Origin of the sequence: Gordonia sp. UCD-TK1 (assembly GCF_001691435.1) — a bacterium.
Taxonomy (GTDB): domain Bacteria; phylum Actinomycetota; class Actinomycetes; order Mycobacteriales; family Mycobacteriaceae; genus Gordonia; species Gordonia hongkongensis.
This window is the reverse complement of record NZ_LZMP01000007.1, coordinates 23,175-45,108: the sequence shown is the minus strand read 5'-3', so window position 1 is coordinate 45,108 and position 21,934 is coordinate 23,175. Positions and strand designations below refer to the sequence as shown.

Here is a 21,934-nt window from a genome sequence, read left to right as displayed (position 1 = left end):
GTTCGATCTCTGTCCGGCCGGGGCCACCGGCCGCGCACGCCGTAACCTTGGGGATCGTGACCAGCAGACCGGCACCCAACCGCCCCCTGTTCCGGGCCGCGGGCGTGCTCGCCGACCGCATCGGCACCTCGGTCCGGCAGCGCTCCGCCGAGTCGCGCCTCGGCCGCGCGATGGGTGCCGGCGAGGTGATCTACCTGGTGGCGCCGGCCGGCCACCCGAACTACGGCGACGAACTGATCGCGAGAACCTGGTTGCGGCACCTGACCCGGGTGCGTCCGAATGCCACGATCGTGCTGGACTGCCACAGCCCGGGCACGGCCACGACGCTGCTGCGCGATGCCCACCCGAACATGCTCGTCGTCGACACCCTGTGGCAATTGACCACTTACGCCGCGGAGGCCGAACAACCGGCGCCCTGGGAGTGGGTCGCCGCCGCCGCCCTCGACTCCGGTCTGGCGCCGCGACTGACCGCCGGGATCGACCTCCTGGAGTCGGCGACCACCATCCACCTCCTGGGCGGCGGCTACCTCAATACCGKGTGGCCACACCATGTCTCGTTGTTCGTCGCAGCTGCTGCGGTGGCCCGGCGCTCCGGGGCGCGCCTCGCCGCGACTGGTCAGGGACTCGTTCCCGCGCTGCAGGGCCCCGCGTCGGCGGCGTTGACCGAGGCGTTCGCCGCATTCGACGTCGTGGACGTGCGCGACACCGCGTCGTTCGACGTGCTCGACGGCGTCGTCGGCGCACGGCATTCCGGCGACGACGCGTGGCTGGCCTTGCACCGACCGCGACCTCCGCTGTATCGCGAGATGGATGCACCGGCCGAGAACGGCGTCGTCCTGTGCTTGCAGTCCGATCTCACCGAGCGGTTCACCGGACCGCGGGCGACCGGCGTCGAAGCCCTGGCCGACTTCGTGCGGGCGACGCTCGACGCCTGGGACGTACCCGGTTCGGCGGTTACCGTCGTCGAGGGAATCCCGGGGCACGACAACGAGGTTCCCTACCGGCTCGGCACACGACTGGCCGGCGCCACCGTGCTCACCTTCCGCGACGTCTGGAACGACGGGCTGCCCGCCGGACACCGCAGCACCTGGATCAGCACCCGGTTCCACCCGCACCTGATGGCCGCGGCCGCCGGCGACCCCGGGATCGCGGTGGTGGCGATGCCGGGTTACTACACCACCAAACATCGATCACTGGTCGAGGCCGGCTCGGACTGGACCGTGGTGGATTCCGGTACGTCCGTCCCGGAGCGGCCGCACGGGCGGGGTTTCGACCCGGTGGCGCGGGAGCGGGCCGTCGCCGCGAAGCTCGCCACGGCCGTCGACATCTACCCGGTCTCGCCGGCGCTGGCGCACCGCATCTGACACACCCGCCCCGGACGTTGTCCCATTTGCGCCAATTCGCCTCGGTGCGCAGACCTGCCGTTAGAGTGACCACATGAGCCGAAACCCCGTGCGCGCTACGGCCCTCCTCCGCATGGCGACGATCGGCGCCGCGGCCGTACTCGGCCTCGTCGCATGCTCACCCTCGGAGACCGCATCCGGCGCGGGATCGTCGAGTGCAGCGCCCGGCTCGGGTCAGACGACCTCGGTGCCGGCCGACACCGCGGCGGCGTTCCAGAAGGCGATCGACGACACCCGGGCCGCCGGGAATCTCCCCGGCGTCATCGCCCGGGTCATCTCACCGGCCGGAACCTGGACGGGGACATCCGGGGTCCGGGCGGCCGGCGGGGACGATCCCATCCAGACGGCCGATCACACCCGCATCGGCTCGCTCACCAAGACGATGACCGCCACCCTGCTGCTGCAGCTTGTCCAAGAGGGCCGCGTCTCGCTCGACGACCGCATCGACAGGTTCGTCCCGGACGCCCCCAACGGCAGCGCGACGCTGCGCCAGGTCGCCGACATGACCAGCGGCATCCCGTCGTACACCGCGTCCGAGTCCTTCGACCGGAAGTTCTTCGCCGACCCCGAATCCGTCTGGACGCCCACCGAACTGGTGGACACCGCGAAGGCGCTGCCACCGAGCTTTCCGCCGGGGCAGGGCTGGGAGTACTCCAACACGAATTACGTCCTGCTGGGCCTGGTCATCGAGAAGGTGCTGGCGAAACCCATCGGCGAGGTGTTCGCCGACCGGATCTTCACCCCCTTGGGCATGGACGAGTCCTCGTGGCCCGGCGGGTCGGTCGAGATCCCCGATCCACATCTCGACGGCCTCACCGATCAGGGTCAGCCCGACGGGCAGACGGTCGACTCGACGCGCTGGAATCCGTCCTTCGCGTCCACCGCCGGTGCCGTCATCTCGACCGTCGACGACCTCCAGACCTGGGGTGAGGCCCTGTTCACCGGGCAGGGCGTCCTGAATCCGGCGACCCAGCAACTGCGCCGGGATTCGATTCTCACCTCGCCGCCGCCGAACACCGCCACCTCCGGATACGGCATCGGTATCGGCAACCGCGACGGATGGTGGGGTCACGACGGTGACTTCCCCGGCTACAACACCTCGTTGTTCCACAACTACGATTCGGACACGACGATCATCATCGTGATCAACACCGACGACGCGATGACGGTCGACGGCAAGTCGACGACCCCCGTCAGCGCCGTCCAGGCCGGCCTCATCGCCGCGCTGCCCTGAGACCCCGGTCCCGGCGTAAGGTCGGCGCATGGCCAGAACAGTCGCGAAAGCCGATGGTGTCGACCGTGCCGAACTGCTGGAGTTCATCCGGCCGCGCCACCACATGATCCTCAATACCGTCCGTTCCAACGGCAGCCCGCAGATGTCGCCGGTCACCGGTGGGGTCGACGAGCAGGGCCGCATCGTCATCTCGACCTATCCCGGCCGGGCGAAGGCGGCGAACCTCCGGCACACGCCGGTGGCCAGTGTCGTGGTGCTCTCCGACGACTTCAACGGCGCCTGGGTCCAGGTCGACGGTGATGCCGAGGTCCTCGACATGCCCGAGGCCGAGGACGCGCTCGTCGACTACTTCCGCAGCATCTCCGGTGAGCACCCCGATTGGGACGAGTACCGAGCAGCGATGCGAACACAGGGCAAGTCGCTGATCCGCATCACGCCGACGAGGTGGGGTCCGGTGGCCACCGGCGGATTCCCCGCCGAGGTCGCGGCCCGGCTCGACGCGCAGGACCGATGAGCGCACCGGCCCGCCGGACGGACCCGATCGGTTGACCACCGGCGCCGACATCGAGATCCGCGGGTTGACGAAAAGCTATGGCGGACATCGCGTTCTCGACGGCATCGATCTCGAGATACCCGCCGGCAGCGTGACCGCCCTGCTGGGGCCGAACGGTTCCGGCAAGACCACGACCGTCGGCATCGCGTCGACCCTGTTCCCCGCCGACTCGGGGACGGTGACGATCGGCGGATACGACACGGTCGCGCAGACGCGTGCGGTGCGCGCGATGATCGGTGTCACCGGCCAGTCGGTCGCGGTCGACGAGTTGTTCAGCGGGCGGGACAATCTGGTGCTCATGGCCGACCTACGACGGCTGGGCAGACGCAACGGACAGGCCCGCGCCCAGGAGTTGATCGAGCAGTTCGATCTGGTCGCGGCCGCCGACCGCGCGGTGTCGACCTACTCCGGCGGCATGCGTCGGCGCCTCGATCTCGCCATGACCCTGGTGTCCATTCCGCGAGTGACCTTCCTCGACGAACCGACCACGGGTCTCGACCCCAGGAGTCGACGGATGCTGTGGGAGACCATCTCCCGGCTCGCCGCCGAAGGCGTCACGATCTTCCTCACCACGCAGTACCTCGAGGAGGCCGACCAGCTCGCCGACCGCATCGCCGTCCTGGACCACGGCCACATCGTGGCCGAGGGCACCGCCGCCGAATTGAAGAGCCGGGTGCACGACTCCGAGGTGCGCCTGACCTTCGCCGACCGCGACTCCTTCGACAAGGCGGCCTCGCTTCTGCCGGATGCGCGTCCGGTTCCCGAAGCACGACGCCTCGACATCGCGACCGACGACACCGTCACCACTGTCCGGACCACCTTGAACCAGCTGGAGGCCGCCGGCATCACGGTCACCGACGTCGGTGTCCATGCCCCGACCCTCGACGATGTGTTCCTCGCGCTCACCGGCAATCCCGCTTCCGCGGCCGCCGATGCCGACATCGGCGAACCCGGTGCCACCGACCCGGATCCGTCCGGAGCCGCCTCATGACGACCCTGGCACACTCGGTGTCGGATTCGCGGATCATGGTCCGCCGCAACGTTCGGCGGCTCATCAAGTTCCCGGTGCTCACCGTGATGCTGGTCGGCATCCCGGTGGTCTTCCTGCTGCTGTTCGTCTTCGTGTTCGGGGGCCAGCTCGGCGCCGGGATGACCACGCAGCCCGGCGACAGCGGGCGGGCCGCCTACCTCGACTATGTGGTGCCCGGGATCGTGCTGGTCACCGTCGCGTCGGCGGTTCAGGGCACCGCCATCGTCGTTGCCATGGACATGACCTCGGGGATCATCAACCGCTTCCGCACCATGGATATCGCTCGCTCCGCTGTCCTCACCGGTCACGTACTCGCCAGCCTCCTGCAGGCGCTGTTCAGCATCGTCGTGGTCCTCGCCGTCGCGGTCGGTATCGGATTCCGGCCGTCGGCCGGTCCGCTCGACTGGCTGGGCGCGCTCGGCGTGACTTCCGTGTTCTCCGTCGCGCTGATCTGGCTGTCGGTCTATCTCGGGCTGGCGGCCAAGAGCGTCGAGACCGCCAGCAACACACCGATGTTCCTCACGATCCTGCCGTTCCTCAGCACGGGTTTCGTACCGGCCGAATCCCTACCCGCCGGCCTGAGACAATTCGCCGAGTATCAGCCCTTCACCCCCGTCATCGAGGTCCTGCGCGGAACCCTCACCGACGCCCCGGTCCCCACCGCGAGTGTTGTCGCCTCGCTCGCCTGGAGTCTCGCCATCGGCGGGGCCGCGTACTTTCTCGCGCTCCGAACCTATGAGCGGCGACGCATTCCCGGATAGTGTCGAGGGCGTGCCCGAGAAGGTGGACTTCAAGAAGACGCTCGACTCGTACAAGGCGCGGCGCGGCCAGTTCCGCATTCTCGACGTTCCGGCCATGCGCTACCTGATGATCGACGGATCGGGCGACCCCAACTCGACACCACAGTTCGCGGCGTCGATCGAGACGCTGTATCCGGTTGCGTACAAGCTGAAGTTCGCAAGCAGTCGTGAACTCGGCCGTGACTACGTCGTCCCGCCACTCGAGGGGCTCTGGTGGGCCGACGACATGAGCACCTTCACCGGCGCCCGGGACAAGGGCCGCTGGAGTTGGACCCTCATGCTGATGGTCCCCGAGTGGATCGGCGAGGATCTGCTCGACGCCGCTGTTCGCGAGGCCGGCGCGAAGAAGCCGCCGCCGCGTCTCGCCGATCTACGCACGGAGTCGTTGGCCGAGGGGTCGTGTGTTCAGACGCTGCACCACGGGCCGTTCGACGACGAGGGGCCGGTGCTGGCCGAGATGCACGATCGGTTCATACCCGACAACGGCTTACGCATGTCGGGCCGTCACCATGAGATCTACTTCAGCGACTTCCGCCGGGTCGCGCCGGAGAAACTTCGGACCCTGCTGCGTCAACCGGTCGAGTCCACCATCGTCCCGTAGCGAAAGATGGCTTATCGCAGGGTTTCTCATTACGCAGTCTCGGTGGCCGGCGTCCATCCGAGTGCCGGTCCGAGCTGCCCGGCGAGATCACCCACGATCTGCAGGTAGTCCGGCTCGTCGAAGGAGAACGGCAATGCGAAGGCCACCTCGGTGGCGCGTTGGAATCCCGCGTGCTCATACAGTCTCTCGGCGAGTTCATCGGACGGTCCGACGAGATCCGGCGAGAACAGGAGGCCCCGCGGGCCCTGCGGGGTGAGCGTGCGCTCGAACCGACTGTCGGCATACGCCCGGTACTTGCGGATCTGGTCCGCGGTCGCGGAATCCGTGGGGATCACCACGAGCCCTTGGGACACGCGCGCACGGTCGGGATCGACGTGATGGGCACGGTAGGCGTCGATGTGTTCGGCCTGGATGGTCGCGAAGTCGCGCGACTCCGTGCCCTCGGTGGTGACCACCGAGGAGGTCAGATAGTTGATGCCCTGTCGGCCCGCCCAGATCGCCGAGCTCGATCCACCTCCGTACCAGACCCGATCGGCGAGACCTGGCGAATGCGGTTGCACCCGTCGGGAGAACGTCTCGATCCCGACGGTCCCCTCGAAGTCGCTGACGGGTTCGCCCCGCAGGTTGTCCAGGAGCCTCACCACCCGGTCCTTCGAGAAGTTCTCGAGCGCATGGGTTTCGGGGTACAGCGCGGTCTTGAAGTCGTCGTAGCGCATCGGCACACCGACGGAGACCCCCGGGTTGAGCCGTCCCCCGCTGAGGATGTCGACCGTCGCCAGGTCTTCGGCCAGCCGCAGCGGATTCTCCAGACCGAGCGGGATCACCGCGGTACCGAGCTCGATCCGGCTGGTGCGCACCGCTGCGGCCGCCAGCAGGGCCACCGGCGAGGAGATGCCGTACTGCAGGTGCCGGTTGCGCACCCACACGCTGTCGAAGCCGAGATGTTCGGCCAACTCGATCATTCGCAGGGTCTCGAGGTGGCCGGGTCGCGGGTCGTCACCGTCGAAGCGTCCGATCGTCAGGAAACCGAGCTTCCGGAGTGGTTCACCGCGTCGTGGCATGCAATCGATTTTCACACCGTCTGGCAGCGGAGACATGTCGGCGAATCAGGGTGGGTCGAATTCTCTGGAGGTCACGCCGGCGCGCGCCGCGTCTATAGTCGGGGCACACCGTCGCCGACCGAACGGATCGCCATGCCGCCCACTGTCGCGGAGAGGATCGTCGAGGAACTCGAGCGCGCCGGAGTCCGGCACGTCCACGGGTTGCCCGGTGATTCACTCAACGGTTTCACCGATGCCCTGCGGAGAAACGACACCATCTCGTGGCGACATGTGCGACACGAGGAGTCGGCGGCGTTCGCCGCGTCCGCCGAAGCCGCGCTCACCGGTGAACTGGCGGTGTGCGTGGGAAGTTGCGGGCCCGGCAACCTGCACCTGATCAACGGACTGTTCGACGCACACCGCAGTCGTGTCCCGGTCCTCGCGATCGCCGCGCACATCCCGGCGACGGAGATCGGCACCGGCTACTTCCAGGAGACCCACCCCGAGCAGCTGTTCCGGGAATGCAGCGCCTTCTGCGAGATGGTCGGCACGCCCGACCAGATGCCGCGCCTGCTCGACATCGCCCTGCGCACCGCGGTCGAGAAACAGGACGTCGCGGTCCTCGTCATCCCGGGTGAGACCTTCCTGGCGCCGTGCCCGAAACGGCGCGCCGGCGCCCCCATCCGCCGTATCCCCCGCGTCACCCGGCCCACCGATGCCGAGATCGACCGCGCCGCAGACACTCTCAACGCCTCCGAGCGCGTGACGATTCTCGCCGGGGCGGGGGTGCAGGGGTTTCACGACGAGGTCGTCGAGCTCGCCCGTGCCCTGCAGGCCCCCGTCGTGCACGCGTTGCGGGGCAAGGAATTCATCGAGTACGACAACCCCTACGACGTGGGAATGACCGGGCTGCTCGGCTTCTCGTCCGGATACCGGGCGATCGAGAAGTGCGACACACTGCTCATGCTGGGCACCGACTTCCCCTATGAACAGTTCTATCCGTCGAAGGCGACCATCATCCAGGTCGACATCCGTGGCGAGCAGATCGGTCGACGCTGCCCCGTCGACCTGCCACTCGTCGGCGATGTCGGCGACACCGCCCGCGCGCTCCTGCCGAAGATCTCCACCGGCCGCGACTCCGAACACCTGTCGACCTCGTTGGCCCACTACGCCACGGCACGCCGCCGCCTCGACGATCTCGCCGACAACGACCGCAACCGGGCGCCCATCCACCCGCAGTACCTGACTCGCCTGATCAGCGAGAAAGCCGACCGTGACGCGGTGTTCATCCCCGACGTCGGCTCACCGGTGGTGTGGGCGGCGCGCTACCTCGAGATGAACGGGGCCCGTCGCCTGATCGGCTCGTTCACCCACGGCTCGATGGCCAACGCCGTGTCCCAGGCGATCGGCGCACAGACCGCCTTCCCAGACCGCCAGATCGTTGCGCTCGCCGGCGACGGCGGTCTCGCGATGCTGCTCGGCGAGTTGCTGACCATCACGCAGAACAAGCTGCCGGTGAAGATCGTCGTCTTCGACAACTCGTCGTTGAACTTCGTCGAGGTCGAGATGAAGGCGGCCGGATTCGTGAACTATGGAACCGATCTGGAGAACCCGGACTTCGCCGCGCTGGCGGAGTCGCTCGGTATCCACGGTCGGCGCGTCGAGCGGCCGGACGACCTGGCCGGTGCGGTCGACGAGTTCCTCGCCCACGACGGTCCGGCGCTACTCGATGTCGTCACCGCTCGCCAAGAGCTGTCCATCCCGCCGACGATCACCGCCGCCCAGGCCAAGGGCTTCACGCTCTACGCGCTCCGCACCGTACTGTCCGGACGTGGCGACGAATTGGTCGACCTCGCCGAGACCAATCTCTTCCGGCGGCTGTTCGATTAGGCGTTCCGACCGGCGGCCGCCCGCAGGCCGAGAACCGCTTCGGTGACGCCGGCTGTCCAGGTGGACGTGTCAACACGGTGAACGGCTGACTCCCCCGCATATGCGCTCGATATGACGACGTCCGGGGCGAGCGTCGCCAGCAGTTCGAGGCTCGTCGCGAGTTGCTCCGCATCGCTGATGCCCGGGAGATACCCGGCGGTCCACCGCCCCGACTCGCTTCGATAGAGGGTGTCCCCGGTGAACAGGTAGCGGTCGCCGTCGGCGCCGTGCACCAGGTAGCTCGTGCTACCCGGGGAATGGCCGGGTGTCGGGATCACCTCGACCCCGTTGCCGTCCGTGTGCCGGTCCGCGAGCCCCACCCCGATCCGCGCGTAGCGGCCGATCCGGTCCGCTTCGGCGGCAGGAGCGTGCAGTGTCGTCCCGAATCGTCCGTGGATCGCGGCCAGCAGCGGCCCGGCCTCATCCTGATGCGACAGATATTGCTGGTCGATCCCGCCCAGGCGGTAGAGCTCATCGAACTCGGAGTCCGACGCAACCGAGTAGAAGAGGACGTTTCGAGTCGATTTCCACAGGTAGGCGTGCGTGGTCAGTCCCGGAAACGGGTTGTCGGAGCTGGTCTCCCACAGGTCGGCGAATACGCGGCGCATCGATACCTCCACGAGTTGGTTGGATGTCCCACCACGGTGCAACTTCGAGTTGACTTGAAGTCAAGACTCCGTCGCCGACTGGTTAGCGGAGCACCGCGGGTGATACACATCTAGGAATCCGTCTCACGTCAGGAGTCCTGTGTCCACCTCGCTGTCACCCGATACTCCTGCCTTCCCGGCGGCGGTCGCCTACGAGTCCGCGATGACCAACCGGCGTCTGCGAGGCGTCCGGGGGCTGGTACGGCAGTTCACCCGCAAAGACCTTTTCCCGGAGCCGGAGAACCTCCGCACCTTCGCCGAGGACATGTTCCGCACCGATCCCGTGGCCGAACGTTTCGTCGACGAGGTCTACGGCACGCTGGGCGGCGAGGCGGCCCGGGCCCTGCTCGATCAGGCACTCACCGACGGCCTGGACAGCATCGACGATCCCCCGCCGGCACTGGTCGACCTGTTCGAGGAATTCGAGATGGTGCCCGACTGGGTCGACCCCGAGCTGATCGCGGAGGGCGAAACCATCTGGCGCCGGTGGGGTACCGGGCTGTTCAGCGTCGCCGGGGGGATCACCCTGGAGATGTACACCGAGGCCGCGGTCGCGAAACCGCTCTCGCTGGCCGGGGGCTATGCGGGCGACAACGCTCTGCGCCGGTTCCTGGAGACCTCGCGTTTCTGGATCGACGTCTCGCAACCCGACGCGTTGCTCACGCCGGGGTCGGAGGGTCGTGCGACGGCGATGCAGGTACGCATCATGCACGTGTGGGTCCGGCGCACCGTCGCCGAACACCCGGAATGGGATCGCCAACGCTGGGGCGAGCCGATCAGTCAGTCCTATCAACTACTGACCCTGCTGGGCGGCAGCGTGGTGCCCGCGATGGCGCTGTGGTTGACCGGAGTTCAGACGACACCCCGCGAGATCCGCGTCCTGCTGCACTACCAGCGCTACCTCGGCCACCTACTCGGGGTGCGCACGCAGTGGTATCCGGAGACGATCGCCGACTCGTTGCGATTGCTGGCCTTCGTCACGTCCACCCGCACCTACGACGCCGGGACCGACGGCGCCGAGCTCATCGAGTCGTTCCCGGCCGCGTTCGCGAAGAGCGGGTCGACCGGCTTGCAGCGGTTGCGCGGCACATACAACGCGGCGATGTACGCGGCGTACTCGAGCATCTACATGCTGCCCACGACGCGGCTGCGCTACCGGATGCCCAGTCCGGTTCCGGGGATGCTCGTCATCGTGCTCCGACTACCGGTGGTGATCGTTGTCGAAACCACCCGTCGACTCTCACCTCGATTCCGTCGACTTCACGAGAAGTGGATGTGCCGCCATCGGGAGAACTGGCACGACTGGCAGACCTCGGGTCGCCCGGCCGAGTACGCCCACGGGAAAGGTCTCCGGCGCTGACCGCGGTGTCGGAGAGTTACTCCGGAGTTGGACTCGAATGCGCACACCGTTAGCGTGTTCGGGGTGACGCACACCCCGACGACCACCGCCACGACCACCGACGATCCCTCCGGGATCGGATCCCGCGTCGGCCACTACTACGTGCTCGACGGCTCGTATCAGGTCGGCCGCGAGAAGGTGCGTGAGTACGCACGCGCGGTCCAGGACTACCACGGCTCCCACTGGGAGCCCGAAGCCGCAGCAGCCCTTGGCTATTCCGGTCTCGTCGCGCCGCTCACCTTCACCTCCATCCCGGCGATGGCGGCGAACCGGGAGCTGTTCGAGAAGGTCATCGTCGGATACGACACCTACGTCCAGACCGAGCAGGTCTTCGAGCAGCACCGCCCGATCGTCGCCGGCGACGAACTGACGACGGACGTGGAGCTGACGAGTGTCCGTCGGATCGCGGGCAAAGACCTGATCACCGTGACCAACACCATGACCGATGCCTTAGGCGAGCGTGTCCACACCATGCACACGACGGTCGTCGGGGTCACCGCCGACGAGGTCGACCCCGAGTTGAGCAGTGCGGTCCGCAAGGTGATGATGCACGACGTCAACATCTTCAGCCACGACGAGGCAGCGGAACGATACGTGCGGACGGTCCGTCCCGACGCTGACGTCCGCACCGCTGACGACAGCGGGCGCACATCGGGCGCACGGAACTTCGACGAGCTGAACGTCGGCGACGAACTGCCTCTGCACACGATCAGGTTGTCGCGCGGCGATCTGGTCAACTACGGCGGTGTCGCGGGCGACGCGAACCCCATCCATTGGGACGAGACGAGCGCAAAACTGGCCGGCCTGCCTGATGTCATCGCGCACGGCATGCTGACCATGGGGCTCGGGGCCGCTTTCGTGTCGTCGTGGTCGGGCGACCCGGGTGCCGTCACCCGCTACGCGGTGCGCCTGTCCCAGCCCGCTGTCGTGTCCGCCGCCGAGGGCGGCGAGATTGAGTACAGCGGGCGGATCAAGTCGCTCGATCCGGCGACCCGGACGGGCGTTGTGATCGTGGTGGCCAAGTCGGGCGGCCGCAAGATCTTCGGTCTCGCCACACTGAATATCCGCTTCTCGTGACCCCGGGGGTCAGTACTCCCCTTTGATGACGAAGTACGACCCGCGGATCACGCCGGCGAGTTTCGATTTCTGACGCGCGAACTTGAACTTCGACTCCAACTCGGCCGGGACGTCCATGCCGTCGGAGAGTTTGAACCCGACGGCACGCTTCCCACCGGGATCGATGCTGTACATGACGTTCACCGCGAGGCCGGACTCGAAGAACACGTACGACATGTGCAGCCTTCCGTCGTCCGGGCCCACCTCGAAGTCGCTGACCTCGAGCGCGGGTGAGGCGATGGTGATGTCGCGCTCGTCGGCCAGGATCGCGGTCACCCGGTCGAGGATGTCGGGTGCGTCCGACGCCGGGACGACGGTGAAGTCGTGCCCGTACTTCGTCTTGTAGTACCGGGCCTCGTTTGCCCGGAGTCCCGCCAGCGCCTCCGCAACCGGTGAACTCTCGAGTCCCGCGGTGGAGACCTGCTTGAAGTCGACCACGTCACCCATGACTCTCCCTCCGGCAGGTTGCCTCAGACAGCGTAAAGCCCCCGACCGCGGTCGGGGGCTCTATCGATGCAGCGCGACGCTCACTCGAGGACGAACACCGGGATCTGCCGATCGGTCTTCGTCTGGTACTCCGCGTACGGCGGGTACGCGGCGACGGCCAGCTCCCACCAGTGATCGCGCTCGTCGCCGATGATCTCTCGTGCGGTCAGTTCCTTGACCTCGGTGCCGTCCTGCACCGTGACCTGCGGATTGGCCTTCACGTTGTAGTACCAGGACGGGTTCTCCGGGGTGCCGCCTTTCGATGCCACCATCGCGTAACGCCCGTTCTCCTCCACGCGCATCAGCGGGACGTAGCGCTTCTTGCCCGACTTCGCGCCGGTCGTGGTGAACAGGACGATCGGACGGTCCATCACGGTCACACCGTCAGTCGTGCCCTGCTCCAGGATCTTCTCGGTCTGCTCGCGGACCCAGCCTTCGGGACTCAACTCTGCGTTAGCACTCATGGTGGGCGGAACACCACAGCCCGGCCGGGTATTCCCCGCGTCGCCGTCTGTGTCGTGACTCTCCGATACTGTGTGGCCGGACCTGACCTCGACCGTGAGATCTCACCGATGACCCCACCATGCCGTGCTCTCGTACCGACGCCGGTCGGCACCGTGGCCGTCGACAGCAATGGATCGGCCGTCGTGCGCGTGGCCTGGCGAGTGACCACCGACGTACCGACCGATGACGAGACCATCGATCCCGTTCTCGCAGAGGCGATTCGACAGATCCGCGCCTATTTCGCAGGTGACCTGACCGAGTTCGACCTGCCTGTCGATCTCGATCGGATGTCGGACGCCGCCCGGGCGGTCCTGTCGACGCTGCACCGGACGGTCGCCCACGGCGACACGGTCACCTACGGCGAACTCGCGGCGATGAGCGGCACGCGGGTCTCCGCGCGCGGCGTCGGCACGATCATGGGGATCAATCCCCTGCCGTTGATCATCCCGTGTCATCGCGTCGTCGCCGGCGACGGACTCGGCGGTTACTCGGGCGGCGCGGACGGTCAGGGTCTGGCGACCAAACGCTGGCTGCTCGAGTTCGAGGGCGCACTCCCGCCGACACTGTTCTGATCAGGAGCTCAGCCGACTACGCCGACCCTGGGATCGATGTCGCATGCGACATCAATCCGTCTACGCGACCTCGATCGAAGTCGCATCAGCGGACCGATGTCGCACGCGACGTGAGTTCGTGATCCGGCATCCTCGAGCGTCGAGCGTCATGTGCGCGACGCCCCGGATAGATGTTCGACGACCAGCGACTGCAGCCTCGGAGCGTCCGAGCCGAGCCACAACGACAGGTGCGTTCCCTCGTCGACGGCTTCGAGGCGAGCATCGGGCAGCGTCTGCGCGGCATGGACACTCTGATCGAACGGGACGTCGGCGTCGGTTCGGGAGTGTATCGCCAGCACGGGTGCGGTCACCTCCGCGAGCGGTAGGTCGAGGTCGCGAAATTGGTCGAAGTCATTGTCGAAGCCAGCTTTTCGCGACCCCGACACGGTGTCGAACAGATCGATTGCCAGCGTGCGCTGGTCGTCATCGGCGATGATCTCCGCGGTGAGCGCCCTGATCTGTACACGCGACAGGTCTCCCTCACCGGACAGGAGTGTCGAGATGGCCGTGGACGGCGCCTTCGACGCGACCGTGGTCGCCAGCCACTGACCGAAACGGCTGAAGAGGAGTTTCTCCTCGGACAGTTCGAGTCGTCCGCGCAGGCTGCTCCGCGGATCGAATCGGGTGCTGACCGCAGCGACCGCGACGATCGCGGACACCCGCTCGGGCAGCGCAGCCGCCAACGAGTAGGCGACGGGCCCGCCGCCGGACCAGCACATCAGCGCGAAACGATCGATCCCCACCGAGTCCAGCACCGCCCTGACCAGTTCCGCCTGCGCGGCCGGATCTCGATTGCCGCCCAGGGGCGTACCCAGGTAGCCCGGTCGAGAGACCGCGATGACGCGATGCGCCCCGGCCAGGAAGCGCGTCATCAGGACCCCCTGGTCGCRGCCACCCGGGGACCCGTGCACGAACACCAGCGGTGGCCCGGATCCGACGTCGACATATTCGACCGGCCCGGTCGGCGTCTCGACGAGGCGCGGTTCCGGCGAGTGACTGTCCGAGTGAGCGAGCCCCATGGATGTACCTCCTCCGACGATCGTGGTGCGACGGTAGCGCCGGCGCGGCGCCCGCGTGGCACAACGCGGTGAAACGGTGCGAACGGGTGAACCCCGAACGCGGCCGCACCTGAGTCATCCCGCCAATTTCGAGACACTTTTTGCGACTACCAAGACCCGGTATCCCCTTTGCGTCATATGTCTCGAAACATCGGCGCGTCTTTTGAGTCTGTCTCGATACTTCTGAGATACGCTGTCGCGGTGACAGCAGACGCAACAGAGTCGTCGGGGATGGCCCTCGGTTACGCACGCGACTCCCCCGGTGCCCACGCACTCGCGCCCCAGATCGACGCGCTCACCGATGCCGGGGTGGACCCCGCGCGGATCTACACCGATGCAACCGATCGCTCCGCGCCCGCGGGTCAGCGGCCCGGGATGGCCGCCCTCCTCGACTACGCGCGAGCCGGCGACACCACGGTGGTCGTCGGCATCGACCGCCTCGGCCGGAACGTTCGCGAGGTCATGGAGGTCGCGAACCAGATGGCCGGGCGTCGCATCGGACTGCGCTCGCTCCGCGAGGGAATCGACACCGCCGACCCGGCCGGAGCGATGATCGTCGCGGTGCTGGCGTCGCTGGCCGAACTCGACGACGACGCGCCGAGACGGTCGGACCGTTCCACGCCGAGAACGCTGCGTGGGTCCACGTCGGCGATCGGCCGGCCGCGGGCGCTCGACGCCGATCAGGTGGTGCGCGCCGAACAGATGCGCGCGCAGGGGGTTTCCGTACCCAGGATCGCGCAAGAGCTCGGGGTGAGCCGCGCGACCCTGTATCGCACCCTGGCCGAGAGGCGTTCGGTCCGTTGAAGAATCCCGACTCCGACCTCCCCGAACTCGACATCGTCACCGAGTACGGCGTCGTCACGCGCCTGCCCACGTCGTTCCCGATCTTCGACGCCGAACTCGACGAGCACCTCGATCCGGACCTGTTCCAGCAGGGTTTCGTCGATGCCGCTGCCGATCTCGGCGCGCTTCCCGCGCCGTGGGCGCGACAACTGGCGTCGTCGACGCTCGCGTGTCCGCCGGACCCCGACGACGAGGAACCGAGTTACACACGCGGTTATCGCGCCGCCCTTTACGGACACCTGCGCCACGCCGGAAAGTGAGCGCCGCAAAGGGTCTCGGCAACGAAGCCCGGAAGGTCGGACTTGCCGCATTCGAACCGCCGCCCCGGCAACGGATCTCGTGCGCTGACGTACTGGTCGTTGGCGAATCGTGATCACCTGGTGACGTCAACGCCCCTCGCGACATGCACGCTCGGTGCGACCATGGACCGAGTCGGGGATGCGGTTCGCGAACGCGGGCCGGGCGCAATGCCGCACGGGGGCAGGCGCCGCATGTCGGGCGGGTCAAGTCGGCGGGCCGCACTTTCGGACACTGCTAGGTGGTCGCGCCATGACCCGATCGACGAACATCAACAGCCGTGCGCCGGGTGGAGACGACCCCACCGCACGCGAACTGGAAGCCCTGCGAACGGAATTGGACGGGATCGACGACCGTCTGCTCGAAGACGTGCGGGCCCGGATCGAGGTCTGCACACGCATCGCGGAACTCAAACGACGGCACGCCATCCCGGTGATGCAGCCGCGCCGGGTCGGCGCTGTACACGAACACGCCCACCGGTTCGCCATCGATCACGATCTGTCCACCGATTTCCTGCATGCCCTCTACGACCTCATGATCTCGGAAACCTGTCGGGTCGAGGATCTGATCGTCGGGACCGAGACGTCGCAGCGAGCGGGGCCTGATCGTGACCCCGCCCGACACCCGTCCGCCGTCGCGAGCGCGGACTGAGGTGGACCCGGTGCGCACACTGCTGATCGACAACTACGACTCGTTCACGTACAACCTGTACGCGTTGTTGACCCAGGTCAACCGCCGGGAGCCGGTCGTCGTCGCCAACGATGTGCCCTGGACGTCGGTGGACCTGACAGCTTTCGACAACGTGGTGGTCTCCCCCGGCCCGGGCCGTCCGGACTACCCCCGCGACTTCGGGATCAGCGCACGGGCGCTGACCGACAGCGGACTACCCGTGCTCGGGGTGTGCCTGGGCCACCAGGGCCTGTGCCATGTGTTCGGCAGCCCGGTGGTATGGGCCCCCGAACCGCGGCACGGACGACTCAGCGCCGTCCACCACGACGGCCGCGGCTTGTTCACGGGACTGCCCTCCCCGTTCCGGGCGGTCAGGTATCACTCGCTGGCGGTGGTGGATGTCCCCGACGAGTTGGAGGAGCAGGCGTGGTCCGACGACGGCGTCCTGATGGCGGTGCGCCACCGGGTGTTGCCGATGTGGGGAGTGCAGTTCCATCCGGAGTCGATCTGCAGCGAGTACGGCCGGGAGCTGTTGGCCAACTTCGCGGAGGCCACACGGGTGCGAGCGCACCACGGGGTCTCGGCCGGGGCGAGTCGGGCGTCGGCGACGACGGAGCGCCCGGCGAGTGAGGCGTCGGCGAGTGAATCGGCGGGGAGTGAATCGGCGGGGAGTGAATCGGCGGGGAGTGAATCGGCGGGGAATCGGCACCGGGGTTACCGGGTCCGATCGGTTCGGGTGGACCACGTGGTGGACCCGAACAGCGTCTATGAACGACTGTTCGCCGGTGGCCCGAACAGCTATTGGCTCGACCGGTCGGCGGCCGAGGAGACCGACGGTCGCTACTCCGTCATGGGAGACTGCTCGGGCCCCCACGCCGAGTATGTGACCTACCGGGTCCCGGAAATGACTGTGCGAGTCGAACATTCGGACGGTACAGCGGAGGAGGTCCGCAGCACCTTCTTCGACTACCTCGACGCCCAGCTGCGGGCGCGTGCGGTGGCTGCGCAGCCTGAGCTGCCGTTCGCGTTCTGTCTGGGGTACGTCGGCTATCTCGGCTACGAGCTCAAAGCGGACACCGGCGGCCAGCTGGCGCATGCCTCCGAGCAGGCCGACGCGGCGCTTGTGTTCGCCGACCGGGCGGTGGTGATCGACCACGGACACGGGTGTGCGTATGTGCTCGCACTGGAAGCAGTCGAGAGCCCGGATCCCGATGTCGCGACGTGGTTGGACGAGACGGCGTCGACCATTCGGGAGATGCGAACCGCCACACCCGCTCCGGCGACGACTCCCCCGCTGGTCCCGGCGCCCCACGAGGTGCCGATCGTGTTCCGCCACAACCGCCAGACGTACCTGAGGCTCATCGAGGACTGTCTGGCGGAGATCCGGTCCGGGGAGTCGTACGAGGTGTGTCTGACGAACTCGGCGACCGTGCACCGCAGCCTCGACCCCGTGTCCGGGTATTCGTGTCTGCGGGAGATCAGCCCGATGCCCTACAACGCCCTGCTGCAGTTCGCCGGGATGTCGGTGCTCAGCGCGTCGCCGGAGCGGTTCTTGAAGATCGGTGCGGACGGGACGGTCGAGTCGAAGCCGATCAAGGGGACACGTCCGCGGTCGGCCGATCCCACCGAGGACCACCACTTGCGATGCGCGTTATGGGCGAGCGAGAAGGACCGGTCGGAGAACCTGATGATCGTGGACCTCGTCCGGAACGACCTGTCGCGTGTCTGCGTCCCGGGGTCGGTGCATGTGCCGTCACTGTTCGACATCGAGACCTACGCGCCCGTGCATCAAATGGTGTCGACCGTGCGGGGGACGCTGCGGAACGGGGTGTCGGCGGTCGACTGTGTGCGGGCGGCCTTTCCCGGCGGTTCGATGACCGGCGCACCGAAGATCCGCACGATGGAGATCATCGACAAACTCGAGGCGGGTCCGCGGGGCGTGTACTCGGGGGCGATCGGCTTCTTCTCGCTCACCGGAACCGCTGACCTGTCGATCGTGATCCGCACGATGGTGGCGACCGGGTCCGAGGTGACCTTCGGGGTCGGCGGTGCGATCGTCGCGCTGTCGGATCCGGACGAGGAGTTCGAGGAGACGATGGTCAAGGCCCTGACCATGCGACGCTGCCTGTCCGTCGCCGAGGAGAGCGGCCCGTGACCGGATCGGCCGCCCCCGGTGCGCGGTCGGTGGTCGTGGCCGGCGGAGCAGGGGCGGTGGGATCCATGTTCGCCGACCGGTGGCGCAGTGGCGGCGACCTCGTACACATCCTGGACGCCACCTCCGGCGACGACATCCGTGCCCCCGGCCCAGAGGCGACCGCGCGGGTGCGCGCGGCGGACATCGTGGTCCTCGCGGTACCGGAGAATGTCGCCGTCGCCTCGCTGGGGACGGTGCGATCACTGATGCGCCCGACCGCGATGCTGGTGGAGACGCTGTCGGTGAAGACCCGGTTCGCGGCGGCCGTCGGCGGACCGGACGAGAGCCGTTGCGCCACAACGGGTCCGGTCGTCGGCGTGAACCCGATGTTCGCCCCGTCCCTCGGTCTGCCCGGCCGGGCGATTGCGGTGGTCGTCCATCGCGACGGACCCGGCGTGAACCGCCTGATCGACGACCTGGCGAGGTGGGGCGCCCGCGTGCAGGTCACCACCGCCGATCGGCACGACCGCCTGTGCGCCGCGGTGCAGGCCCTCACCCATGCGACCATCCTGTCGTTCGGGGTCGCGCTCGCCGATCTCGGCGTCGAGGCCGACGAGGCGGCGACCCTGGCCACCCCACCGTTCATGACGATGTCGGCGATGCTGGCGCGCGTCGCCGGTGGGACACCGGAGGTGTACCGCGACGTGCAGTCGTCGAACCCGTGCGCGTCGACAGCCCGGGATGCGTTGGCGCGTGCGGTGTCCCGGGTCTCCGCCACCTGCGACGGCGACAGCGACACCGACGAGTTCACAGCGCTGCTCGCCCGGGCCGGAGCGCCGCTGGGCGATCGCGGCAGCGAGTATGCCGGGCTGTGCGCGCAACTGTTCGCCGGGTTCGCGTCGTGACCGGCACGCTGCCCGACCACGACGCCGCCGACCCGGTGGAGACGGCGGTGATCCGTGGGCTGGTGCGCAGCTGGCCGCGGCGGGCCACGGTGCGCCGCACCGAGCCCGAACTCGACGGGCCGACCATGGACGATCTCTACGACGACGATTGCGTCGACTATCCCGATACGCTGCTCCCGTTCGCCGGACATCCGGGATGGAACGGGCTCGACGAGGACCGCCGGTCTCGGGTCCGGGCGTGGGGGTGGATCGCCTACAACAAGAACGTCGTCGACATCGAACAAGACGTGGTCACACCCGGTTTCGGCTTGCTGTTCCGGGACGCCTTCGGCACCGGGTTCTCCGACGCCGGGAGGGCGGCGGTCGTCCAGTCGATGGTCGACGAGGAGTACCACACGCTGATGCATCTGAACGCATCCGCGCTGACCCGCCGTCGGCGTGCCTGGACGCTTCCGGACGCCACATTGCCCGAGTCGTTGATGGTGCGCCGCCACCGGGCGGCGCTCGCACAAGCTGAGTCGGCACGAGCGGCGGCGCTCACGACCCTGGCATACGCGACGGTCGCCGAGACCTCCATCGGGGACTACCTCACGCTGATCGCCGAGGATCGGACGATCCAACCGGTTCACCAAGCGACCGTCGCCCTGCACCGCCGCGACGAGCGCGCGCACGGCTCGGTCGCCGGCGAGATGATCGCGATGGTCCACGACCGGCTCGGCCCGGACGACCGGCTCATCCTTGCGCATGCGCTGCGCGATGGCGTCGACGCGTTCACGGCGACCGACACCGCCGCGTGGTCGGCCATCCTCGCCACCGAACAGATCCCGGACGGCGCCACGATGCTGCGCGAGTCCGCCGAGGATCCTGATCGACGTCGAGTCCTACAGGACTGCAGTGCGGTCGACCGGCTACTCGCCCGGTTCGGCGCCCTGGGTTGACCTGCGCCGGTGATCGTCGGGTGGGCGGCTACGGTGGTGACCGTGAACGAGCCCGACAGCCCGCGAGTGGCGACACCGGCCGACGCGGCGACCATGGCCGAACTGCTCGACGCCTTCAACCGCGAGTACGGCGAACCGTCTCCCGGACCGGCCGTCCTGGCTGGTCGGCTAGCCGAGTTGCTCACGCGCAGTTCAACGTTCGCGATCGTGGCCGGCAACCCGATCACCTCGCTGGGTCTGGTGACCATCCGGACCAACGTCTGGGTCGACGGCGGCATCGCCCTGCTCGACGAGATGTACACCACGCCCGCCCAACGCAGCCGCGGACTCGGTGGTGCCGTCCTCACCGCCGCGGTTGCCGAGGCGGCGCGACGGGGCGCCGGGGAATTCGAGATCGAGGTCGACGAACCCGACGTCGACGCGCACCGCTTCTATGCCCGGCACGGGTTCCCGCTGCGCGACCCCGAGACCGGCGACCGGGCGTTCGTTCTCCGCAAGGAGCTGACCGCTCCGTAAGTCCGATGGAATCCCGCCCGTGCCAGTAAGGTACGGGCGTGGTTCAGCTGACAGTGGGAAGCCATCGCGACAACGCGACGACCGACGTCCTCCTCACCGCGGAGAAGTTCAATCGGCACACCTTCTGGTGCGGCCAGAGCGGCTCCGGGAAGACCTACGCGCTCGGAGTGGTTATCGAACAGCTGCTGCTCCGAACCCGACTCCCGTTGCTGATCCTCGATCCGAACGCGGATTTCACCCGGTTGCCCGAGACACGGGGTACCGCGGACCCCGCCGCCGCGGATGCGATCGCGGCATCCGACATCCGGGTCCTGCATTCGACGCGACGTGACGGACCGCAATTGCGGACGCGATTCCTGACCCTGCCCCTGGCCGCGAAGGCCGCGGTCCTGCAGTTGGATCCGATCGCCGACGCCGACGAGTACAACGTCCTGCTGCACGCCGACGCCACACTCACCGAGACATCGGACCAGACCACCTACCTCGACGCGCTCCGCAGTTCCGCCGACCCCGGACATCAGCGGTTGGCCAAGCGGATCGAGAATCTGCAGGTACTCGACTGGGCACTCTGGGCGCGGGGTGACCTCGCGGCGACCGACGTCATCGACGAGCGACCCCAGGCCACCGTGCTCGACCTGGGTGGGTTCGCCCACCCAGCGGAACCGAAGGTCGCCGCTCTCAGTGTGCTCGAACATCTCTGGGCCCACCGCGACGAGCGGCGCCCGATACTCATCGTGATCGACGAGGCCCACAACATCTGCCCACCGCTGGCCACCAGCGCGGTGGAGCAGGCGCTGATCGATCGGGTCGTGCAGATCGCGGCCGAGGGCCGCAAATTCGGTCTCTGGCTGCTGTTGTCGACCCAGCGGCCGACCAAGATCCACCCCAATGTCCTGTCCCAGTGCGACAACCTGTGCCTGATGCGGATGAACGCCCCACGCGATCTCGCCGAGCTGGCCGACACCTTCGGCTTCGTACCCGAACACCTCCTGGCGGAGTCGCCCGGATTCCGCCAGGGTGAGGCACTCCTCGCCGGTGGGTTCATCACCGCGCCCACGTACACGCAGATGGGTGCCCGGATCACCGAGGAGGGCGGCGCCGACGTCGCGGTGCCGCTGGTCGTGTGAGGGGTCGATGGTTCCGAGAACAAAACCCCGGTGAGCGACGCTCACCGGGGTTTTCTGTCGGGCTGACAGGATTTGAACCTGCGACCACTTGACC

Annotated in this window: 23 protein-coding genes; 18 read left to right on the top strand and 5 right to left on the bottom strand. The window is 67.8% G+C overall.

Annotated features, from left to right (window positions below; translation table 11 throughout):
• Window positions 1–56: 56 nt before the first annotated feature.
• The 6 genes from A9310_RS06155 (at window position 57) to A9310_RS06130 (ending at window position 5,621) form a co-directional block, all read left to right on the top strand.
• Entirely contained in the window at window positions 57–1,364 is a 1,308-nt protein-coding gene (locus A9310_RS06155; protein WP_083207274.1) for a polysaccharide pyruvyl transferase family protein, read from the top strand.
• A gap of 73 nt (window positions 1,365–1,437) precedes the next feature.
• Window positions 1,438–2,637 carry a serine hydrolase gene (locus A9310_RS06150; RefSeq protein WP_065629831.1) on the top strand — a complete coding sequence of 400 codons (1,200 nt, stop codon included), beginning with the start codon at window positions 1,438–1,440 and terminating at the stop codon, window positions 2,635–2,637.
• Between the two features lie 28 nt (window positions 2,638–2,665).
• Window positions 2,666–3,151 carry a PPOX class F420-dependent oxidoreductase gene (locus A9310_RS06145; RefSeq protein WP_065629830.1) on the top strand — a complete coding sequence of 162 codons (486 nt, stop codon included), beginning with the start codon at window positions 2,666–2,668 and terminating at the stop codon, window positions 3,149–3,151.
• 31 nt (window positions 3,152–3,182) lie between these two features.
• Complete coding sequence (locus tag A9310_RS06140; RefSeq protein ID WP_065629829.1) at window positions 3,183–4,181, top strand: daunorubicin/doxorubicin resistance ABC transporter ATP-binding protein DrrA; 999 nt, start codon at window positions 3,183–3,185, stop codon at window positions 4,179–4,181.
• Complete coding sequence (locus tag A9310_RS06135) at window positions 4,178–4,981, top strand: ABC transporter permease (protein ID WP_065629828.1); 804 nt, start codon at window positions 4,178–4,180, stop codon at window positions 4,979–4,981. Before A9310_RS06140 ends, A9310_RS06135 begins: the two co-directional genes overlap by 4 nt.
• Window positions 4,982–4,991: 10 nt before the next feature.
• Window positions 4,992–5,621 (top strand): GyrI-like domain-containing protein, encoded by a 630-nt coding sequence (locus A9310_RS06130; protein WP_065629880.1) that lies wholly within the window; start codon window positions 4,992–4,994, stop codon window positions 5,619–5,621.
• Window positions 5,622–5,650: 29 nt separating this feature from the next.
• Here the strand turns inward: A9310_RS06130 and A9310_RS06125 are convergent, their stop codons facing one another.
• Entirely contained in the window at window positions 5,651–6,682 is a 1,032-nt protein-coding gene (locus A9310_RS06125) for an LLM class flavin-dependent oxidoreductase (RefSeq protein ID WP_065629827.1), read from the bottom strand.
• 132 nt (window positions 6,683–6,814) lie between these two features.
• Between A9310_RS06125 and poxB the strand changes: the two genes are divergently transcribed.
• The gene (gene poxB, locus A9310_RS06120; protein ID WP_065629826.1) at window positions 6,815–8,551 is read left to right on the top strand and encodes a ubiquinone-dependent pyruvate dehydrogenase; all 1,737 of its coding nucleotides are present in this window, start codon (window positions 6,815–6,817) and stop codon (window positions 8,549–8,551) included.
• Here the strand turns inward: poxB and A9310_RS06115 are convergent.
• A complete protein-coding gene (locus tag A9310_RS06115; RefSeq protein WP_065629879.1) occupies window positions 8,548–9,198 on the bottom strand; it encodes an MBL fold metallo-hydrolase in 651 nt (216 codons plus the stop codon). The genes poxB and A9310_RS06115 overlap by 4 nt on opposite strands.
• Before the next feature lie 139 nt (window positions 9,199–9,337).
• Here A9310_RS06115 and A9310_RS06110 point away from each other — a divergent pair, with 139 nt between their 5' ends.
• Both A9310_RS06110 and A9310_RS06105 read left to right on the top strand, forming a co-directional pair.
• On the top strand, window positions 9,338–10,597 hold the full coding sequence (locus tag A9310_RS06110; protein WP_065629825.1) for an oxygenase MpaB family protein: 1,260 nt from the start codon (window positions 9,338–9,340) through the stop codon (window positions 10,595–10,597).
• Window positions 10,598–10,660: 63 nt separating this feature from the next.
• Window positions 10,661–11,713 carry a fused (3R)-hydroxyacyl-ACP dehydratase subunits HadA/HadB gene (locus A9310_RS06105; RefSeq protein WP_065629878.1) on the top strand — a complete coding sequence of 351 codons (1,053 nt, stop codon included), beginning with the start codon at window positions 10,661–10,663 and terminating at the stop codon, window positions 11,711–11,713.
• Window positions 11,714–11,722: 9 nt separating this feature from the next.
• Here the strand turns inward: A9310_RS06105 and A9310_RS06100 are convergent, their stop codons facing one another.
• Both A9310_RS06100 and A9310_RS06095 read right to left on the bottom strand, forming a co-directional pair.
• On the bottom strand, window positions 11,723–12,199 hold the full coding sequence (locus A9310_RS06100; protein ID WP_065629824.1) for a phage tail protein: 477 nt from the start codon (window positions 12,197–12,199) through the stop codon (window positions 11,723–11,725).
• A gap of 80 nt (window positions 12,200–12,279) precedes the next feature.
• Window positions 12,280–12,702, bottom strand: coding sequence for a nitroreductase family deazaflavin-dependent oxidoreductase (locus A9310_RS06095; protein ID WP_065629823.1), 423 nt, complete (start codon window positions 12,700–12,702; stop codon window positions 12,280–12,282).
• A gap of 108 nt (window positions 12,703–12,810) precedes the next feature.
• Here A9310_RS06095 and A9310_RS06090 point away from each other — a divergent pair, with 108 nt between their 5' ends.
• Window positions 12,811–13,314 (top strand): methylated-DNA--[protein]-cysteine S-methyltransferase, encoded by a 504-nt coding sequence (locus tag A9310_RS06090; protein WP_065629877.1) that lies wholly within the window; start codon window positions 12,811–12,813, stop codon window positions 13,312–13,314.
• Window positions 13,315–13,460: 146 nt separating this feature from the next.
• On the opposite strand, the gene A9310_RS06085 is transcribed toward A9310_RS06090, so the two are convergent.
• Window positions 13,461–14,372, bottom strand: coding sequence for an alpha/beta fold hydrolase (locus tag A9310_RS06085; RefSeq protein WP_065629822.1), 912 nt, complete (start codon window positions 14,370–14,372; stop codon window positions 13,461–13,463).
• Window positions 14,373–14,642: 270 nt separating this feature from the next.
• On the opposite strand from A9310_RS06085, the gene A9310_RS06080 reads away from it, so the two are divergent.
• The 8 genes from A9310_RS06080 (at window position 14,643) to A9310_RS06045 (ending at window position 21,840) form a co-directional block, all read left to right on the top strand.
• Window positions 14,643–15,215 (top strand): recombinase family protein, encoded by a 573-nt coding sequence (locus A9310_RS06080; RefSeq protein ID WP_065629821.1) that lies wholly within the window; start codon window positions 14,643–14,645, stop codon window positions 15,213–15,215.
• The gene (locus A9310_RS06075) at window positions 15,212–15,514 is read left to right on the top strand and encodes a hypothetical protein (RefSeq protein ID WP_065629820.1); all 303 of its coding nucleotides are present in this window, start codon (window positions 15,212–15,214) and stop codon (window positions 15,512–15,514) included. The genes A9310_RS06080 and A9310_RS06075 overlap by 4 nt, the downstream gene beginning before the upstream one ends.
• Window positions 15,515–15,803: 289 nt before the next feature.
• Window positions 15,804–16,202: a chorismate mutase family protein gene (locus A9310_RS06070; protein WP_065629819.1), complete on the top strand. Its 399-nt coding sequence runs from the start codon at window positions 15,804–15,806 to the stop codon at window positions 16,200–16,202.
• Between the two features lies 1 nt (window position 16,203).
• Window positions 16,204–18,375, top strand: a complete 2,172-nt coding sequence (pabB, locus tag A9310_RS06065) for an aminodeoxychorismate synthase component I (RefSeq protein ID WP_139104549.1) — start codon at window positions 16,204–16,206, stop codon at window positions 18,373–18,375.
• Window positions 18,372–19,259 carry a prephenate dehydrogenase dimerization domain-containing protein gene (locus A9310_RS06060; RefSeq protein ID WP_065629818.1) on the top strand — a complete coding sequence of 296 codons (888 nt, stop codon included), beginning with the start codon at window positions 18,372–18,374 and terminating at the stop codon, window positions 19,257–19,259. Before pabB ends, A9310_RS06060 begins: the two co-directional genes overlap by 4 nt.
• A complete protein-coding gene (locus A9310_RS06055; RefSeq protein WP_065629817.1) occupies window positions 19,256–20,197 on the top strand; it encodes a diiron oxygenase in 942 nt (313 codons plus the stop codon). The genes A9310_RS06060 and A9310_RS06055 overlap by 4 nt, the downstream gene beginning before the upstream one ends.
• A 42-nt stretch (window positions 20,198–20,239) precedes the next feature.
• A complete protein-coding gene (locus A9310_RS06050; protein ID WP_083207276.1) occupies window positions 20,240–20,713 on the top strand; it encodes a GNAT family N-acetyltransferase in 474 nt (157 codons plus the stop codon).
• Window positions 20,714–20,751: 38 nt separating this feature from the next.
• Entirely contained in the window at window positions 20,752–21,840 is a 1,089-nt protein-coding gene (locus A9310_RS06045) for an ATP-binding protein (RefSeq protein ID WP_065629815.1), read from the top strand.
• The last annotated feature ends 94 nt before the right edge of the window (window positions 21,841–21,934 follow it).

Excerpts from the sequence above, each read along its gene's own strand:
- A9310_RS06095 (WP_065629823.1), bottom strand. The coding sequence starts at position 12,702 with ATGAGTGCTAACGCAGAGTTGAGTCCCGAAGGCTGGGTCCGCGAGCAG.
- A9310_RS06135 (WP_065629828.1), top strand. The coding sequence starts at position 4,178 with ATGACGACCCTGGCACACTCGGTGTCGGATTCGCGGATCATGGTCCGC.
- A9310_RS06145 (WP_065629830.1), top strand. The coding sequence starts at position 2,666 with ATGGCCAGAACAGTCGCGAAAGCCGATGGTGTCGACCGTGCCGAACTG.
- A9310_RS06150 (WP_065629831.1), top strand. The coding sequence starts at position 1,438 with ATGAGCCGAAACCCCGTGCGCGCTACGGCCCTCCTCCGCATGGCGACG.
- A9310_RS06100 (WP_065629824.1), bottom strand. The coding sequence starts at position 12,199 with ATGGGTGACGTGGTCGACTTCAAGCAGGTCTCCACCGCGGGACTCGAG.
- A9310_RS06125 (WP_065629827.1), bottom strand. The coding sequence starts at position 6,682 with ATGCCACGACGCGGTGAACCACTCCGGAAGCTCGGTTTCCTGACGATC.
- A9310_RS06090 (WP_065629877.1), top strand. The coding sequence starts at position 12,811 with ATGACCCCACCATGCCGTGCTCTCGTACCGACGCCGGTCGGCACCGTG.
- A9310_RS06080 (WP_065629821.1), top strand. The coding sequence starts at position 14,643 with ATGGCCCTCGGTTACGCACGCGACTCCCCCGGTGCCCACGCACTCGCG.
- A9310_RS06115 (WP_065629879.1), bottom strand. The coding sequence starts at position 9,198 with ATGCGCCGCGTATTCGCCGACCTGTGGGAGACCAGCTCCGACAACCCG.
- poxB (WP_065629826.1), top strand. The coding sequence starts at position 6,815 with ATGCCGCCCACTGTCGCGGAGAGGATCGTCGAGGAACTCGAGCGCGCC.
- A9310_RS06070 (WP_065629819.1), top strand. The coding sequence starts at position 15,804 with ATGACCCGATCGACGAACATCAACAGCCGTGCGCCGGGTGGAGACGAC.